This is a genomic window from Ancylobacter novellus DSM 506 (assembly GCF_000092925.1).
In the GTDB taxonomy this organism is placed as follows: domain Bacteria; phylum Pseudomonadota; class Alphaproteobacteria; order Rhizobiales; family Xanthobacteraceae; genus Ancylobacter; species Ancylobacter novellus.
Map to the genome: position 1 here is coordinate 657,551 of NC_014217.1, position 15,641 is coordinate 673,191.

Consider the following 15,641-nt stretch of genomic DNA (forward strand, 5'->3'; position numbering starts at 1 on the left):
GCTCATTCCCCCGGTGCGTTGATCGCCGCGCGCGTCGCCTCGTGGGCGGAGGCGAGCGGGCGGTTCGGCAGGCCTTCGGGCGGCTCCACGGCGGGACCCTGCGGGCCTCTCACGATCAGGCGGTTGATGTAGTAGATGCCGCCGGAGAACACGATGCCGTAGACGACGACGAACAGCGCCAGCGTCGTCGCCACCTGCCAGCCTTCGATGGGCGAGGCCGCGTCCAGGGTGCGCAGCACGCCGGTGGCGAGCCAGGGCTGGCGGCCGACCTCGGTGACGAACCAGCCCGAGAGGATGGTGACGAAACCGATCGGCCAGACATATTGCAGCGGTCCGACGAACCAGTCGGTCTCGAACAGCCGGCGCCGCCAGAGCAGCCAGGCGCCGATCCAGCCGATCGCGATCATCAGCAGGCCGAGCCCGACCATGACGCGGAAGGCGAAGAAGGGGATGGCGACGGGCGGGCGGTCCTCGGGGGCGAATTCCTTCAGCCCCTTGAAGGTGTCGCGCCAGCTATGGGTGAGGATGAGGCTGCCGAGGTGCGGGATGGCGATCTGGTAGTCGTTGCGCTCCTCCGCCTCGTTGGGGATGGCGAACAGCACCAGCGGCACGCCTTCGGCGCCCGGCTCGTTCTGCCAATGCGCCTCGATGGCGGCGACCTTGGCCGGCTGGTACTCGAGCGTGTTGAGCCCGTGCTGGTCGCCGATGAAGGCCTGGATCGGCGCCATGATGGCGATGAGCCCGATGGCCATGCGCATCATGGTGCGCGAATCCTCCGGGTAGCGCCCGGCATGGACGTAGCGCGCGCCGACCGCCAGCACGACGAAGGCAGTGGTGAGGTAGCAGGCCGTCACCATATGGGCGAGCCGGTAGGGGAAGCTCGGATTGAAGATCGCCGCTAGCCAGTCGGTCGGGTGGGCGACGCCGTCGATCATCTCGTAGCCGGCTGGCGTCTGCATCCAGCTATTGGCCGAGAGGATCCAGAAGGCGGAGAGCGTGGTGCCGACCGCCACCATCACGCAGGCGAAGACGTGCAGCCCGCGCGGCACCCGGTTCCAGCCGAACAGCATGATGCCGAGGAAGGTCGCCTCCAGGAAGAAGGCGGTCAGCACCTCGTAGCCGATCAGCGGGCCGACGACATTGCCGACCACATGCGAGAAGCGGCTCCAGTTGGTGCCGAACTGGTAGGACAGCACGATCCCCGACACCACGCCCATGGCGAAGGACACGGCGAAGATCTTGGTGAAGAAGCGGGCGATGCGGTGGTAGCGCTCATGCCCGGTGGTGATCCACAGCACCTCGAGCGTCGCGATATAGGCCGCCAGGCCGATGGTGAAGCTCGGAAAGATGATGTGGAAGGAGACGGTAAAGGCGAACTGGATGCGCGCCAGCAGGACGGGATCGAATTCCATCGCACTCCCCTGTGTCATTCACCGTTGACGGTGGGTGACGCGCGCAAGACTACGCCCGCCTTCGTCACGATGGAATGACTCAAAACGATTTGCCGGCGCAGTGTCCACCGGGAGAGGCCGCGGGGGCAGGGTACCACCTGTCGCGGCGGCAGGATGCCGCGTGGCGCCGCTGCCGATTTCTTTCGCGCCCTCATCCTGAGGTGCGAGCGGAGCGAGCCTCGAAGGATGCTCGTGAGAGAGCACATGGATAAGCATCCTTCGAGGCCCGGCGTTCGCCGGGCACCTCAGGATGAGGTCGTCCAGGGGTACGAAGTGTCAGTCCGGCGCTCGCTCCGGCAGCCCCGCCAGCCGCGCCTCGATCGCCAGCATGTCGCGCCAGGCCATGCGCTTGCCGAGCGGCGAGCGCAGGAGGTAGGCCGGGTGGAAGGTGGCGAGGGCCGGAATGACGCGCGAGCCGGTGTCGTAGTCCATCCAGCGCCCGCGTGCCTTGGTGATGCCGTCGCGTATGCCGAGCAGCGTCTGCGCCGAGGGACCGCCGAGGCACACCAGCACATCGGGATTGGCGAGTTCGATCTGCCGGCAGATGAAGGGCAGGCAGATGGCCGTCTCCTGCGGCGTCGGCGTGCGGTTGCCCGGCGGACGCCAGGGCACGACATTGGCGATATAGGCCGTGGTGCGATCGATGCCGATGGCCGCGAGCATGCGGTCGAGCAGCTTGCCGGAGCGGCCGACGAAGGGCTTGCCCTCGATGTCCTCATCGCGGCCCGGCGCCTCGCCGACCAGCATCAGCCGCGCCTGCGGGTTGCCGTCGGCGAAGACGAGGCGGGTAGCGGTGTGCTTGAGCGGGCAGCCGTCGAACTTCTCCAGCAGCGCCTCCAGCGCCTCCAGCGTCGGCGCGCTGGCGGCCGCCTCGCGCGCTTCGACGGCGGCGAGGTCGGGCGGCGGTGGGGCCTCGCCGGCCAGCGCCGGCGTCGCCGGTCGATGAGCGGCCGGGACCGGCGGAGCGGGCCGTGGCGCCGGCGCTGATTCGGCCGACGGCGCGAGGACCACGCGGCCGGCGGCGGCACTGCGCTCGGCCGCGCTCTCAGTGAAGCGGTCCACCGGCTGCTCGCCGAGCGCGACGTCGACCCCCGCCTCGACATGGAAGGCAAGGATGTCGGCCAGTACGTCGCGGTCGTTAAGTGTCGGAGCCATCAGCAGCATTCATCGGGTCGGTGATCCATCCTATCCGTTGGAGGGACGGTTGTCAGGTCGCGGCAAGCGTGGAAGAAGTCCAATCAGCAGTGGCGTCGGCGGAGGCAGGCATGGACGCGGCGGAAATGCCGGCAATTGAAACCGTCGAACGCGAGGCGATGGAATTCGATGTGGTGATCGTCGGCGCCGGGCCGGCGGGCCTCGCCGCGGCCATCCGCCTGAAGCAGCTCGACGAGAACCTCTCCGTCGTCGTGGTCGAGAAGGGCTCGGAGGTCGGCGCGCACATCCTCTCCGGCGCGGTGATCGATCCCATCGGCCTCGACCGGCTCTTCCCCGACTGGCGCGAGGAGCCGGACGCGCCGCTGAAGACGCCGGTGACGGACGACCGCTTCTATCTCCTCGGCCCCGCCGGCGCGCTGCGGCTGCCCAACGCGCTGATGCCGCCGCTGATGAACAATCACGGCGCCTATATCGGCTCGCTCGGCAATGTCTGCCGCTGGCTGGCTGCAAAGGCCGAGGCGTTGGGCGTGGAGATCTACCCCGGCTTCGCCGCGGCCGAAGTGCTCTATGACGAGGCGGACGGGACCCGGGTGGTCGGTATCGCCACCGGCGACATGGGGATCGGCCGCGACGGCGAGATCACCGACCGCTTCGCCCGCGGCATGGAGCTGCGCGCCAAGTACACGCTGTTCGCGGAAGGGGCGCGTGGCTCGCTCTCCAAGCAGCTCATCGCCCGCTACAGGCTCGACCAAGGGCGCGAGCCGCAGAAATTCGGCATCGGGCTGAAGGAGCTCTGGACCGTACCGGCCGAGAAGCACCGGCCGGGGCTGGTGCAGCATTCTTTCGGCTGGCCGCTCGACAACGCCACCGGCGGCGGCTCCTTCCTCTATCACATGGAAGACCGGCAGGTGATGGTGGGCTTCGTCGTCCACCTCAACTACACCAATCCCTACCTCTCGCCCTTCGAGGAGTTCCAGCGCTTCAAGACGCATCCTCTGGTGCGCGACACGCTGGAGGGCGGCAAGCGCATCTCCTATGGCGCGCGGGCGATCACCGAGGGCGGCTACCAGTCGGTGCCGAAGCTCGCCTTCCCCGGCGGGGCGCTGATCGGCTGCGCGGCCGGCTTCATCAACCTGCCGCGCATCAAGGGCAGCCACAATGCGGTGCTCTCCGGCATCCTCGCTGCCGAGGACGTCGCCCACGCACTGGCGGCGGGACGGGCACACGACGAGCTGGAAGGCTACGATGCCGCCTGGCGCGGTTCGGCCATCGGCCGCGACCTGTGGAAGGTGCGCAACGCCAAGCCGCTCTGGTCGAAGCTCGGCACCTATGTGGGCATAACGCTGGGCGGGATCGACATGTGGGCCAACACGCTGTTCGGCTTCTCGCCCTTCGGCACGCTCAAGCACGGCAAGCCGGACTACGCCACGCTGACGCCGGCGGCGCAGGCGAAGAAGATCGAGTACCCCAAGCCCGACGGCATCGTCTCCTTCGACCGGCTCTCCTCGGTGTTCCTGTCGAACACCAATCACGAGGAAGACCAGCCGGTGCATCTGGAGGTCGCCGACCCGGCGCTGCAGAAGTCATCCGAGCACGACGTCTATGCCGGGCCGTCGGCGCGCTACTGCCCGGCTGGCGTCTATGAATGGGTGGAGGAGGCGGGGCAGGGCGAGCGCTATGTGATCAACGCGCAGAACTGCGTGCACTGCAAGACCTGCGACATCAAGGATCCGAACCAGAACATCAACTGGGTTGCGCCGGAGGGCGGCGGCGGGCCGAACTACCCGAACATGTGAGGCGCCGATGCTGAAGGGGCTGTTCGCGGCGGCTCTGCTTGCCGGTCTCGCCGGCGCTGCGCAGGCGCAGGAGGCGCCGGATTATTCGCGCTACCGCGAGGGCCTGTTCCTGCGCTACCTCAATGCCGAGCCGGGTAGCATCGGTGCGGTGCCGCGCATTGGGCTGTCGCTCAACAGCAGCGGGCCGCTGCGGGCGGAGCTCGATTCCGGCTCGACCGGCATCGTGGTGGCGGCGGAATACATCCCCGGCTTCGACCAGCTCCCGTCGCAGGGGCCGGCAAAGCTGACCTATACGAGCTCCGGCCGGGTGATGCTCGGCCAGTGGGTGGTGGTCCCCGTCGCGCTGGTCGGCCGCGAGGGCGCGTCGGTCGAGACCGGGCCCATGCCGGTGCTCGCCGTCACCGAGGTGCAGTGCCTCGACTATGCCCGCGACTGCACGCCGACCACGAGCCCGCACAACATCGCCATGGTCGGCGTCGGCTTCGCCCGCGAGGCGGACAAGCAGAGCCAGAGCACGCCGGATAAGAACCCGCTGCTGCGTATCACCGGCGGCGAGGGACCGCGCCGACAGGGGTATATCCTCTCGCCCGAAGGCGTGCATGTCGGGCTCACCCCTGCCAACACCGGCGGCTTCCGCTATCTGAAGCTGGCGCGCCGGCCGGACGGTGCCGATTGGCAGCCGACGCCGGCCTGCATCTCGCTGAACGGCGCCGCACCGCCGGCCTGCGGCACGGTGCTGGTCGATACCGGCGTGTCGGTCATGTTCATGACCGTGCCGGCCGCGCAGGCGCAGGGAGCGGAGGGGACGCTGCCGCCCGGCACGCAGGTGGCGATCAGCGTCGGCGAGGGCGCGAGCGTCTTCCCGCTCTACAGCTTCTCAGTCGACGACGGCTCCCCGCTGGCCCCGAGCACCATCCATCTGCGGGTGACGCCGGACCGGGTGTTCGTCAACACCAGCTTTCACCTGCTGAACGGCTTCGACGTGCTGTACGACGGCGAGGGCGGATATGTCGGGTTCAGGTCGCGCTAAGCGGCGTTCCCGCATGGACCCTCGCAGGGCGGGCCTTTAGGCTGCGCGTGGGGGCTTGCCATGACCAGTGACATCGACGAACTGAAGAAACTCTTCACTGCCAAGCCGCGCCCGACCTCATGGGCGGAGCGGCGCGAGCGGATGGACGAGATTTGCGCGGTCGATCTGCCGCCGGCGGACATCGCCTTCACGCCCTTCGACATCGGCACCGTTCCGGCGGAATGGTCGCTGGCGCCGGGTAGCGACGGGCAGAAGGTGCTGCTCTATTTCCATGGCGGCGGCTATTGCGCCGGCTCGATCGCCAGCCATCGCGGCATGGTCGGCACCATCGGCAAACTCGCCGGCATCCGCACCCTCGCCGTCGCCTACCGGCTTTCGCCGGAGCATCCCTATCCCGCCGCGCTGGAGGATGCACTCGCGTCCTGGCGGTTCCTGCGCGGTGAGGGCTATGCCCCGCAGTCCATCGCCATCGGCGGCGACAGCGCCGGCGGCAACCTGACGCTCGCCACGTTGCTCGCCTTACGTCAACAGGGGGAGGCGCTGCCGGCCGCCGCATGGCTCGTGTCGCCTTGGACCGACCTGACGATGAGCGGCGCCTCGCTCGACCTCAAGGCCGAGGTCGATCCGCTGATCAGCCGCGACTATCTGGTCGGCCTCGCGCAAGCCTTCCTTGCCGGTCGCGATGCCGCCGATCCCGCCGTCTCGCCGCTCTTCGCCGACCTGTCCGGCCTGCCGCCGACATTGGTGCAGGTCGGCTCCAGCGAGACGCTGCTCGACGATGCGGTAGGCATCGCCCGTGCGCTCGGCGCGGCCGAGGTGCCGGTCATGCTGGAGGTGTGGCCGCGCATGATCCACGCCTGGATGCTGTGGTCGCGGCTTGCCGATGGCCGGGCCGGCAGCGCCCGCGCCGCCGCCTGGCTGCGCGAGAGGCTCGCGCCCTAGAACAGGCTGAGCACGAAGACCGCCAGCAGGATGGCCGCGCCCCACAGGTCCGAGATCATCGCCACGGTCTCACGCAGGTTCCGCTCCGGGCGCATCATGTGGTTGATACCGGCAAGGCCGAGGAACAGGCCGCCAATGAAGGCGACCGGCAGCGCCCAGATCGAGAAGACGATCGACAGCAGGCCGGCGAGGCCGATCGCGCTGTTGGCGAAGCCGAGTTCCTGCACCAGCACATGGGAACGCGGATCGTCGACGCCGAGTATGCCCTTGGCGGTGAAGCCGGGGCGCAGGATCTGCGAGACGCCGGCGAGCAGGAGGCGCACGCCCACCGCCCAGAAGGCGAACCATTTGGTGGTGACGACTAGGAAGCCGCCGAGGCCCGTGGTGGTGGCGAGCTCGGCACCGATGCTGATGAGCGGTGCTACCACCATCGTCAGCACTATGATCGCGTAATACATCGCCGCCTGTACCCCTTCTCCCGTTCCCGCCGCCAGAGTGGCGAGCGAGAACCGGCGAAGTCAACGAGGCTGTCGCCGGGGCGATGATACCGTCCCCTGCAATTGTGACGATGCGGGTCGGATCGGGGTCGTCGGGCATCATTGAAATCGCTGGGTAAACCCGATGCGTGCCGGAGCGGTGTCGGTGGTTTCGCCGCGTCCCCCGCCAAAGCGATGCGCCGTCTGCGCTCCACACGTCATCGAATTGTAATCTGAGCTTCATCCACCCGTCATGCCGCGCCGTTACCCCAAGCCGGTCCTTCAATGGCCGGCGGGAGATCCGATGGCGGCAGCGCTTCAACTCGACCGCGTGACCAAGACCTATGGTGCCATGCGCGCCGTGGACAATGTCTCGCTCACGATCCGGGAGGGCGAGCGCGTGGCGCTGATCGGCGCCTCGGGCTCCGGCAAGTCCACGCTGATCCGTCTCGCCTCCGGCCTGATCCTCGCGGATGCGCAGGGCCGCGGCACCGGCGCGGTGCAGGCGTACGGCCTCAGGGTGCAGGAAGGCGGCAAGCTCGCCGCCGAGGCGCGTGCGGCGCGGCGCAATATCGGCCTCGTCTTCCAGCAGTTCGCCCTGGCCGGGCGTCTCTCGGTCATGACCAACGTGCTGGTTGGCGCGCTCGGGCGGATGAGCGCCCTGCGCGGAACACTCGGCCTGTTCAATTCCGACGAACGCCGTACCGCCTATGCCGCGCTCGCCGAGGTCGGCATCGCCCAGCATGCCGCCAAGCGTGCCCGCGAGCTTTCCGGCGGCCAGCAGCAGCGCGTCGCCATCGCCCGCGCGCTGGTGCAGGGCGCCCGCCTCGTGCTCGCCGACGAGCCCATCGCCTCGCTCGACCCCAAGTCGGCCAAGCGGGTGATGGACACGCTGGTGACGATGAGCCGCGACCACGGCATCGCCCTCGTGGTCTCGCTGCATCAGGTGGACTACGCCACCGCCTATTTCGACCGCGTGATCGCGATGAATGCCGGCCGCGTGGTGTTCGACGGCCCGGCCGCGCAGATCAACGCCGCCTTCCTCACTGAGCTCTACGGCGCCAGCGCCGAGGAGCTGATCCTGCCGAGCCAGTTTGCCGTGACCGTGCCGCCCGGGACGGGCGCGCCCGCGGAAATCCCCTCGTCCCAGACCGTATCCTAGACAGGAGCGAAGACCATGAAGCGCATTCTCGCGGCCGGCCTCGTGCTGGCTGGCCTGACCGCCCCGCTGGCGGCGCAGGAAGTCAAGGAGCTGAACTTCGGCATCATCTCGACCGAGTCCTCGGCCGGCCTCGCCAAGAGCTTCGAGCCGATGCTGAAGGACCTCGAAAAGGCCGTTGGCGTGCCGGTGAAGGCCTTCTTCGCGCAGGACTATGCCGGCGTCATCGAGGGCATGCGCTTCAAGAAGGTCGACCTTGCCTGGTACGGCAACAAGTCGGCCATGGAAGCGGTCGACCGCGCCGGCGGCGAGATCTTCGTCCAGACGACCAAGCCGGACGGCACCAAGGGCTACTACTCGCTCATCATCACCAATGCCGACAACAACGCCGTCAACAATCTCAAGGACGTGGTCGACTGCTCGAAGGGCCTGACCTTCGGCAATGGCGATCCGAACTCGACCTCCGGCAACCTCGTGCCGAGCTACTATGTGTTCGCGCTGAACAAGGTCGACCCGAACAAGTGCTACAAGCGCGTCGTAGTCTCCAACCATGAGGGCAACGCCCTCGCGGTCGCCAACAAGCAGGTCGACATCGCCACCAACAACACCGAGTCGATGGACCGTCTGAAGGACGTCCGCCCGGCCGAGGCCGCCAAGCTCAAGGAAGTGTGGCGTTCGCCGCTCATCCCGTCCGACCCGCTGGTGTGGCGCACTGACCTGCCGGCTGACATGAAGGCCAAGATCTACACCTTCTTCCTCACCTATGGCCGCCTCGGCTCGGATGAGGAAGTCGCCCGCCAGCGCGCGATCCTGGCCAAGACCTCGGACGGCTGGGGCACCTTCGTTCCCTCGTCCAACGCCCAGCTCTACCCGATCCGCCAGCTCGAGCTGTTCAAGACCCGCCTGAAGGTCGAGGCCAGCGACAAGCTCTCGGCCGACGAGAAGGCCAAGCAGCTCAAGGAAATCGATGCCAAGCTCGCCGCGCTCGACGAGCAGATGAAGAAGGTTCCGAGCATGTGATTGCCATGGGCGGCCCGCTGGGGCCGCTCGTTCGCCTGACCGAACGCATCCCGGAGCGGCCCCTCGCGGCGGCTCCGGGAGCCTGCCGAGACGACGCGGGCACGACCTCGTCCGTCGCCCGCAATGCCGAACCGCGAGGCTTCCATGTTCGCCACCGATGCCGTCCACCGCGCCGCGACGAGCACCATGCCGCCGCCACCCGTGACACCGCTTGCCACCCGCCTGGTGCGCCTCGCGCTGGCTGCCCTGGCCGTGGTGGTGCTGGTCTATGCCTGGCACGAGGCCGAGATGAATCCGGGGCAGCTGGTGCGCGACGCCGGCAACATGGCCACGCTCGGCGCCGATTTCCTGAGGCCCGACTTCACCTATTGGGACCTCTACGCCAAGGACATGGTCGAGACGCTGGCCATCGCCATCTGGGGTACGCTGCTCGCCGTCATCGCCGGCATCCCGCTCGGCATCCTGTCCGCCGACAATGTCGCGCCGGCATGGATCGTCTTTCCGGTACGCCGACTGATGGACGCCTGCCGCGCCATCAACGAACTGGTCTTCGCGCTGATCTTCATTGCCGCGGTCGGCCTCGGCCCCTTCGCCGGCGTGCTCGCGTTGTTCGTCCACACGACCGGCATCGTGGCGAAGCTGTTCTCCGAAGCCGTGGAGGCGATCGACCCGGCGCCGGTGGAAGGCATTCGTGGCACCGGCGGCACCTGGCTGCAGGAGATCATCTACGGCGTGCTGCCGCAGGTGCTGCCACTGTGGATCTCCTATGCGCTCTACCGCTTCGAATCCAATGTCCGCTCCGCGACCGTGCTCGGCATCGTCGGCGGCGGCGGCATCGGGCTCACCTTCAACGACACGATGCGCAGCTTCCAGTATTCGCAGGCTTCCGCGATCCTGATCATCGTCATCGTCACGGTTTCCGTGCTCGACATGGCGAGCCAGCGCGTCCGCAAGCGCTTCATCTGAAGCGAGTCGCGAACCGGCATCCGCGTCGCCCTGCCCACGCGCCCGCCGTCATCCCCGGGCTTGACCCGGAGATCCAACTTGAAGCCCAAGACATGGATGGCCGGATCAAGTCCGGCCATGACGTTCCCTGTGGCGGCTCACGCTCGCTCAGCGCCACTGCGATAACGGCCTCCAACCTCTCCAAAGATTAATCTGCCGGAAACCGTCCGGCGAGCCTGGCGCGGCGTATGCTCCGCCGCACTGTCCCGCCTTCCGGAGAGGCTTCCTTGCGCACCATCGTCACCCTCATCGCCGATGTCTGGCGGCTTTCCATCCCCTATTTCCGTGGCGAGGACCGATGGAGGGGGCTCGCGCTCCTGGCGGCGGTGGTGGCGATGGAGGTCGGCTGGGTCTATGCGACCGTGCTGATCAACAGTTGGAACGCCGTGTTCTACGACGCCATCCAGAACAAGGACTATGCGGCCTTCACCCATCAGCTCTGGGTCTTCGCCGGCATCGCCGCCTGCGCCATCGCCGTCGCGGTGTATCAGGTCTATCTACGGCAGTGGCTGGAGATACGCTGGCGTACCTGGATGACGGAGAAATACCTCACCGCCTGGCTCGCCGATGAGACCCACTACCGGATGCGGCTGAAGGGCGATGCGGCCGATAACCCGGACCAGCGCATCGCCGAGGACATCCGCGCCTATATCAACCAGACCATCGGCCTGTTTCTCGGCCTGCTCAACGCGGTGATGACGCTCGCCTCCTTCGCCGTCATCCTGTGGGGCCTGTCCGGCAGCTTCTCCTTCAACCTGTTCGGCGGCTCGTGGAACATCCCCGGCTATCTGGTCTGGGCCGCCTTCGCCTATGCGGCGCTCGGCACGCTGCTCGCGCATCTCATCGGCCGCGTGCTGGTGAAGCTGAATTTCGACCAGCAGCGCTACGAGGCGGACTACCGCGTCGATCTGGTGCGCGTGCGCGAGAATGGCGAGCAGATCGCGCTGATGGAGGGTGAGCCGGTGGAGCGCGAGCGCCTGCTCGCCCGCTTCTCCCATGTGGTGAACAACTACTGGGGCATCATGATCGCGCAGAAGCGGCTGACCTGGTTCACCTCCGGCTATGGCCAGCTCTCGACCATCTTCCCCTTCGTCGTGGTGGCGCCGGCTTATTTCTCCGGCGCGATCCAGCTCGGCCAGCTGATGCAGACCGGCTCCGCCTTCGGGCAGGTGCAGGGTTCGTTCTCCTTCTTCATCAGCGCCTATGCACAGATCGCCGAATGGAAATCCATCGTCGACCGTCTCGTCGGCTTCGAGCGCTCGGTGATGGCGACGCAGGCGCAGGCGCTCGCCAGCGACTTTTCCCGCGTACCGGGCAAAGGCGGGGCGCCGCTCGCGGTGGCGCAGATGGAGGTGCGCTTGCCGGACGGGCGCGCCCTGCTCACCGTCGACGGGCTGGCGATCGGCCGCGGCGAGCGGGTGCTGCTCACCGGCGCCTCCGGCAGCGGCAAGAGCACGCTGCTGCGCGCTATCGCCGGCATCTGGCCCTATGGCCATGGCGAGGTGGCGGTGGCGGACGGCGCGCGGGTACTCGTCCTGCCGCAGCGACCCTATCTGCCGATCGGCTCGCTGCGCGGCGCGCTGGCCTATCCCGACCCGATGGAGGTGCATTCCGACGAGGAGATGCGCGAGGCGCTGGAAGCGGTGGGCCTGCCGGACCTTTCCGGGCAGCTCGACGAGCGCGGCCTGTGGCCGGCGATCCTGTCGGGCGGCGAGCAGCAGCGGCTCGCCATCGCCCGCGCGCTCCTGGTGAAGCCGGACGTGCTGCTGCTCGACGAAGCGACTTCGGCGGTCGACGAGGCCGGCGAGGCGGCGCTCTACCGCATGCTGCGGGCGCGCCTGCCGGACACGGCGATGCTCTCCATCGGTCACCGCTCTACGCTGCTCGACCTGCATGAGCGGCATATCGAGCTCAAGCGCGGCGCCGATGGACCGGCGGTGCTGGCGGTCGCGCCGGGCCAGCTCGCGGTGGCGGAATAGACGGGTTCAGCGCGCCGCGGCGGCGTTGGCTTCCGCGGCGCGCGCCTCCGCCTCGATGGCAAGCGTGCGCTCCAGCAGGATCTCGTAGATCGGCCGCCCGCCGAGCCACTGCGCCACCATGTTGGCGAAGATGGCGGTGAGCATCACTGGCACCAGCACCGCATAGGCGCCGGTGAGCTCCATCACCAGCACCATGCCGACCAGCGGCGCGCCGATGGTGGCGGCGAACAGCCCGCCCATGGCGGCGATGGCGAAGGCGGTGAGCGTATCGGCGGGTAGCATGACCATCGTCTCCAGCGCCGAGCCGTAGAGCAGGCCGACCGTGGTGGCGAGCGCCAGGATCGGCGCGAAGATGCCGCCGGCGACGCCGGTGGAGTAGCTCGCCATGGTCATGACGAAGCGCAGCAGCACGATGAAGGCGAGCAGCGCGAGCCCTGGGGCTTCCTTCGCAAGATGGACGGCGAGCAGTTCGCCGCCCTGCGTCGCCTCTGGCAGCGCGAAGACCAGCACACCGACGATGAGGCCAACCACGGCGGGGAAGATGTAGAAGGAGCGGCGCTGGCCGAGACGGCGCACATGGTCCAGCGACCAGACCAGCGTGCGGTTGAAGGCGACGCCCACCGCGCCGAGCACGACGCCCAGCCCGATGAAGGCCGGCAGCGCGCCATAGGGCATCTGCGACACCGGCAGCGCCATATAGGGCACATTGCCGGTCAGGTACTCGGTGACGATGGCGCTGGCGAGCGAGGCCAGCACCACGCCGATATAGGTGCGCGAGGAATAGGGGAACTGCCGGCGCGTCTCCTCGATGACGAACAGCACGGCGGCGAGCGGCGCGTTGAAGGCGGCGGCGAGGCCCGCCGCGCCGCCGGCGGCGAGCAGGCCGCGCATGTCGGTGCCGGACAGGCGCGAGAGATCGGCGGCGGCCTTGGCGACGGAGGCGCCGATATGGATGGTCGGCCCCTCGCGGCCGAGCACGAGGCCGGAGCCGAGCGAGAGCACGCCGCCGACGAACTTCACCGGCAGCACGCGATGCCAGCGGACCTCGCGCAGCCCTTCCATCGCGCCTTCGATCTCCGGCACGCCGGAGCCGCTCGCCTCGGGTGCGAAGGCGCGCACCAGCCAGAGCGCGACGACCGTCATCGCGGCGGCGGCGAGGCCGCCGGCGACATAGAGCCCCGGGCCGGAAAGCTGGAGCGTGTCGCGCAGGAAGGCGGGCCAGCCCGTCATCAGGCCTTCGACGCTGAGATGGAAGGCGGAGCCGAGGACGCCGACCGCCGCACCGACCAGCGCGGCCACGACATGATATCCCCCGTTCCCCATTCCTGCCCCTCGCGGTCGTTCGAGCCTCGGCCATGGGTAGCATCGGCGGGCGGGAGCCGGAAGCACGCAACGGTCATTCCGGGCGATCGGAACGCCCTATCCGTTGGGGAAGCCAAGTGGAGGGCGCCTGAGCGCCCTCCAACGACATCAGCCGAGGCCGAGCGCGCGCCGCGTCGCCCGCTCGACTGGCGAGAAATCGCCGCTCTCCCGGTCGATCCGCAACTCCGCCGCCGGCAGCAGCGGCGGCTGCGCGAGAAAGCGCGGCCGCATGCCCCGATGTGGTTGTGCCGCGTGGACGAGGAAGGGATGGCACAGATAGACCGTGCCCGCCGCACCGGTGGCGAGGACCTCGCCATGGCCGGGCGCATCCTCGAAGCCGCTCGCCGCCAGCTCGCCGAGCGTCAGCCCGTCCTCGCCATGCGGTGCGAGCCGGCGGGCGATGTCGAGATGCGAACCGGGGCGCAGGCGCGTCGGCGCATCCGCCTCGCCGACGTCGGAGAGCAGGAACAGCATGAGCAGTGCCCGTCCCTTCGAGTGGACATTGGCGCGCCACTGCATGAAGTCCGGCGCCTCGGTGCCGAAGCTCACATCGATGTGCCAGCCGTCGTCGCCCGGATCGTCGGGCGAGGGGAAGCGGATCGGGAAGGTGCCGAGGCCGCCGCATGGCAGCCAGCGGCCCGGCCCGACCAGGGCATCGAAGGCCGCGTGCAGTGTCGGGGTGTTCACCGCCGCGCGGAAGGGCGGCAGTGCGAGGTGGCCGATGCGGATGACCGGCTGCGTCCAGCTCGTGGGGTCGTTCGGGTCGCAGCCGGTGGCACGCCAGAGGATGGCGCGGCAATCGGCAGCCAATTCCGTCGGGAAGGCGTGGTCGATGCGGACGAGGCCGTCCGCGATGAAGCGTTCGATATCCGCCGCGCCGAGGCGGGGACAAGAGAAGTCGTTCGGCATGAGATCACCTGATGAGTGCCGGCGCAGCGCGCGCGGCAGGCGGCATTCGCGGCGCGCAGGACGCGCCGATCCGGTTCTCGGTGCGCGGAGAAGCGGGATCAGCCGAGCTGGAAGACGGCGCGAATGTTGCGGATCATCATCATGGCGGGTGCAACCTAGCTCCCGATTGCCGCTGGGGCAACCGGGAGAAACAGAGGTCGGCTCACGGCAGCGCCGGCGCGTAGGTCGCCACCGGCTCGACCTTGTCGATCAGCCCATGGCTCTTCATGAACTCGCCGAAGCGGGCATAACGGCCAGCGTCCAGCGCCGCCGGCGCATGGGCGAAGCGGCGCAGCGTGTCGGTCCAGGCGGTACGGTTGAGTTCGTCGTCGAGCTTGGGGTTGGCCTTCACGAACACGCCCCACGCCTCGTCCGGGTGGTTGAGCACATAGATGGTCGCGTCCTCGACCGCGGCGAGGAAGCGCTTGAGCCGCGGATCGGCGAGCTTGTCCTTGTGGGCGACATAGATCAGTTCGTCGAACACCGGCACGCCGTGCTCCTCGGGGAAGAAGGCGCGGCCCTCCTTGCCCTCAAGCTTGATCTGGGTGAGCTCGAAATTGCGGTAGGCGCCGATCACGGCGTCGACCTTGCCGGCGGCGAGCGCCGGGGAGAGGGCGAAGTTGACGTTGATCATGGTGACGTCGGTCGGCTTCAGCCCGGCGCTCGCCAGCATGGTGCCGAGCAGCGCGTCCTCCAGCCCCGCCACCGAATAGCCGACCGTCTTGCCCTTGAGGTCGGCGATGGACTTGATCGGGCCGTCCTTCAGCACCACGAGCGCCGTGAGGGGTGTCGAGACGAGCGTGCCGAAGCGCACCAGCGGCAGGCCTTCCTTCACCGAGAGGTAGAGGCTGGGCTGGTAGCTCACCGCGACGTCCGCCTGTCCGGCGGCGACGAGGCGCGGCGGGGCGGAGGGATCGGCCGGGGCGACGAGCTCGACGTCGAGGTCGTGCGCCTGGAAGAAGCCCTTCTCCTTGGCGACGATCAGCGGCGCGTGGTCGGGGTTGATGTACCAGTCGAGCAGTACGGTGAGCTTGTCGGCGGCACTTGCGGGGGCGAGCGACAAGGCGAGGGCCACGGCGCAACCCGCAGCGGTCTGGGCGATGGTCTTGAACATGGATCTCCTCCCATTCGGAGATCCGGCGCATGAGCTTTCGGGGGAATCCGCTCGGGCGCGATGCGACCCGGCCGTCGTTCCGTCCCTTCGCCGGCATGACCCGGATCAGGTTCAAAGGGTCTGGCGGATGCCATCTCAGCCCCTGGACCTTGCGGTCGGCGGGACACCCCTCGGATGCGCGGCACGCTAGCATCGCTGACATGC

At 68.5% G+C, this 15,641-nt stretch carries 13 protein-coding genes and 1 riboswitch; of the genes, 7 read left to right on the forward strand and 6 right to left on the reverse strand.

Annotated features, from left to right (window positions below; translation table 11 throughout):
• Positions 1-2: 2 nt before the first annotated feature.
• Together SNOV_RS03130 and SNOV_RS03135 are read right to left on the reverse strand one after the other, a co-directional pair.
• The gene (locus SNOV_RS03130; RefSeq protein WP_013165458.1) at positions 3-1,412 is read right to left on the reverse strand and encodes a cytochrome ubiquinol oxidase subunit I; all 1,410 of its coding nucleotides are present in this window, start codon (positions 1,410-1,412) and stop codon (positions 3-5) included.
• A gap of 315 nt (positions 1,413-1,727) precedes the next feature.
• Positions 1,728-2,615 (reverse strand): uracil-DNA glycosylase, encoded by an 888-nt coding sequence (locus SNOV_RS03135; protein ID WP_013165459.1) that lies wholly within the window; start codon positions 2,613-2,615, stop codon positions 1,728-1,730.
• A gap of 101 nt (positions 2,616-2,716) precedes the next feature.
• On the opposite strand from SNOV_RS03135, the gene SNOV_RS03140 reads away from it, so the two are divergent.
• The 3 genes from SNOV_RS03140 to SNOV_RS03150 are packed head-to-tail and all read left to right on the forward strand — an operon-like array spanning position 2,717 to position 6,374.
• Positions 2,717-4,402, forward strand: a complete 1,686-nt coding sequence (locus tag SNOV_RS03140; RefSeq protein ID WP_013165460.1) for an electron transfer flavoprotein-ubiquinone oxidoreductase — start codon at positions 2,717-2,719, stop codon at positions 4,400-4,402.
• A 7-nt stretch (positions 4,403-4,409) separates the two neighbouring features.
• On the forward strand, positions 4,410-5,432 hold the full coding sequence (locus SNOV_RS24000; protein WP_013165461.1) for a hypothetical protein: 1,023 nt from the start codon (positions 4,410-4,412) through the stop codon (positions 5,430-5,432).
• A gap of 60 nt (positions 5,433-5,492) precedes the next feature.
• On the forward strand, positions 5,493-6,374 hold the full coding sequence (locus tag SNOV_RS03150; protein ID WP_013165462.1) for an alpha/beta hydrolase: 882 nt from the start codon (positions 5,493-5,495) through the stop codon (positions 6,372-6,374).
• Here SNOV_RS03150 and SNOV_RS03155 read toward each other — a convergent pair.
• Positions 6,371-6,832, reverse strand: a complete 462-nt coding sequence (locus SNOV_RS03155) for a DUF6790 family protein (RefSeq protein ID WP_013165463.1) — start codon at positions 6,830-6,832, stop codon at positions 6,371-6,373. The genes SNOV_RS03150 and SNOV_RS03155 overlap by 4 nt on opposite strands.
• A gap of 322 nt (positions 6,833-7,154) precedes the next feature.
• Here SNOV_RS03155 and phnC point away from each other — a divergent pair, with 322 nt between their 5' ends.
• From phnC to SNOV_RS03175, 4 genes are all read left to right on the forward strand, one after another.
• Complete coding sequence (gene phnC / locus SNOV_RS03160) at positions 7,155-8,012, forward strand: phosphonate ABC transporter ATP-binding protein (RefSeq protein ID WP_013165464.1); 858 nt, start codon at positions 7,155-7,157, stop codon at positions 8,010-8,012.
• Between the two features lie 15 nt (positions 8,013-8,027).
• Positions 8,028-9,029 carry a phosphonate ABC transporter substrate-binding protein gene (gene phnD / locus SNOV_RS03165; RefSeq protein ID WP_013165465.1) on the forward strand — a complete coding sequence of 334 codons (1,002 nt, stop codon included), beginning with the start codon at positions 8,028-8,030 and terminating at the stop codon, positions 9,027-9,029.
• Between the two features lie 144 nt (positions 9,030-9,173).
• Positions 9,174-9,995: a phosphonate ABC transporter, permease protein PhnE gene (gene phnE, locus SNOV_RS03170; RefSeq protein WP_013165466.1), complete on the forward strand. Its 822-nt coding sequence runs from the start codon at positions 9,174-9,176 to the stop codon at positions 9,993-9,995.
• A 266-nt stretch (positions 9,996-10,261) separates the two neighbouring features.
• Positions 10,262-12,013 (forward strand): ABC transporter ATP-binding protein/permease, encoded by a 1,752-nt coding sequence (locus SNOV_RS03175; protein WP_013165467.1) that lies wholly within the window; start codon positions 10,262-10,264, stop codon positions 12,011-12,013.
• 6 nt (positions 12,014-12,019) lie between these two features.
• Here SNOV_RS03175 and clcA read toward each other — a convergent pair whose 3' ends face one another.
• The 3 genes from clcA to SNOV_RS03190 all read right to left on the reverse strand — a co-directional run bounded on the left by clcA (position 12,020) and on the right by SNOV_RS03190 (position 15,437).
• On the reverse strand, positions 12,020-13,312 hold the full coding sequence (gene clcA, locus SNOV_RS03180) for a H(+)/Cl(-) exchange transporter ClcA (RefSeq protein WP_244412843.1): 1,293 nt from the start codon (positions 13,310-13,312) through the stop codon (positions 12,020-12,022).
• A gap of 171 nt (positions 13,313-13,483) precedes the next feature.
• A complete protein-coding gene (locus SNOV_RS03185) occupies positions 13,484-14,284 on the reverse strand; it encodes a phytanoyl-CoA dioxygenase family protein (RefSeq protein ID WP_013165469.1) in 801 nt (266 codons plus the stop codon).
• 202 nt (positions 14,285-14,486) lie between these two features.
• A complete protein-coding gene (locus SNOV_RS03190) occupies positions 14,487-15,437 on the reverse strand; it encodes an ABC transporter substrate-binding protein (RefSeq protein WP_013165470.1) in 951 nt (316 codons plus the stop codon).
• Positions 15,438-15,502: 65 nt separating this feature from the next.
• Positions 15,503-15,618: riboswitch (TPP riboswitch) on the reverse strand.
• Positions 15,619-15,641: the final 23 nt, after the last annotated feature.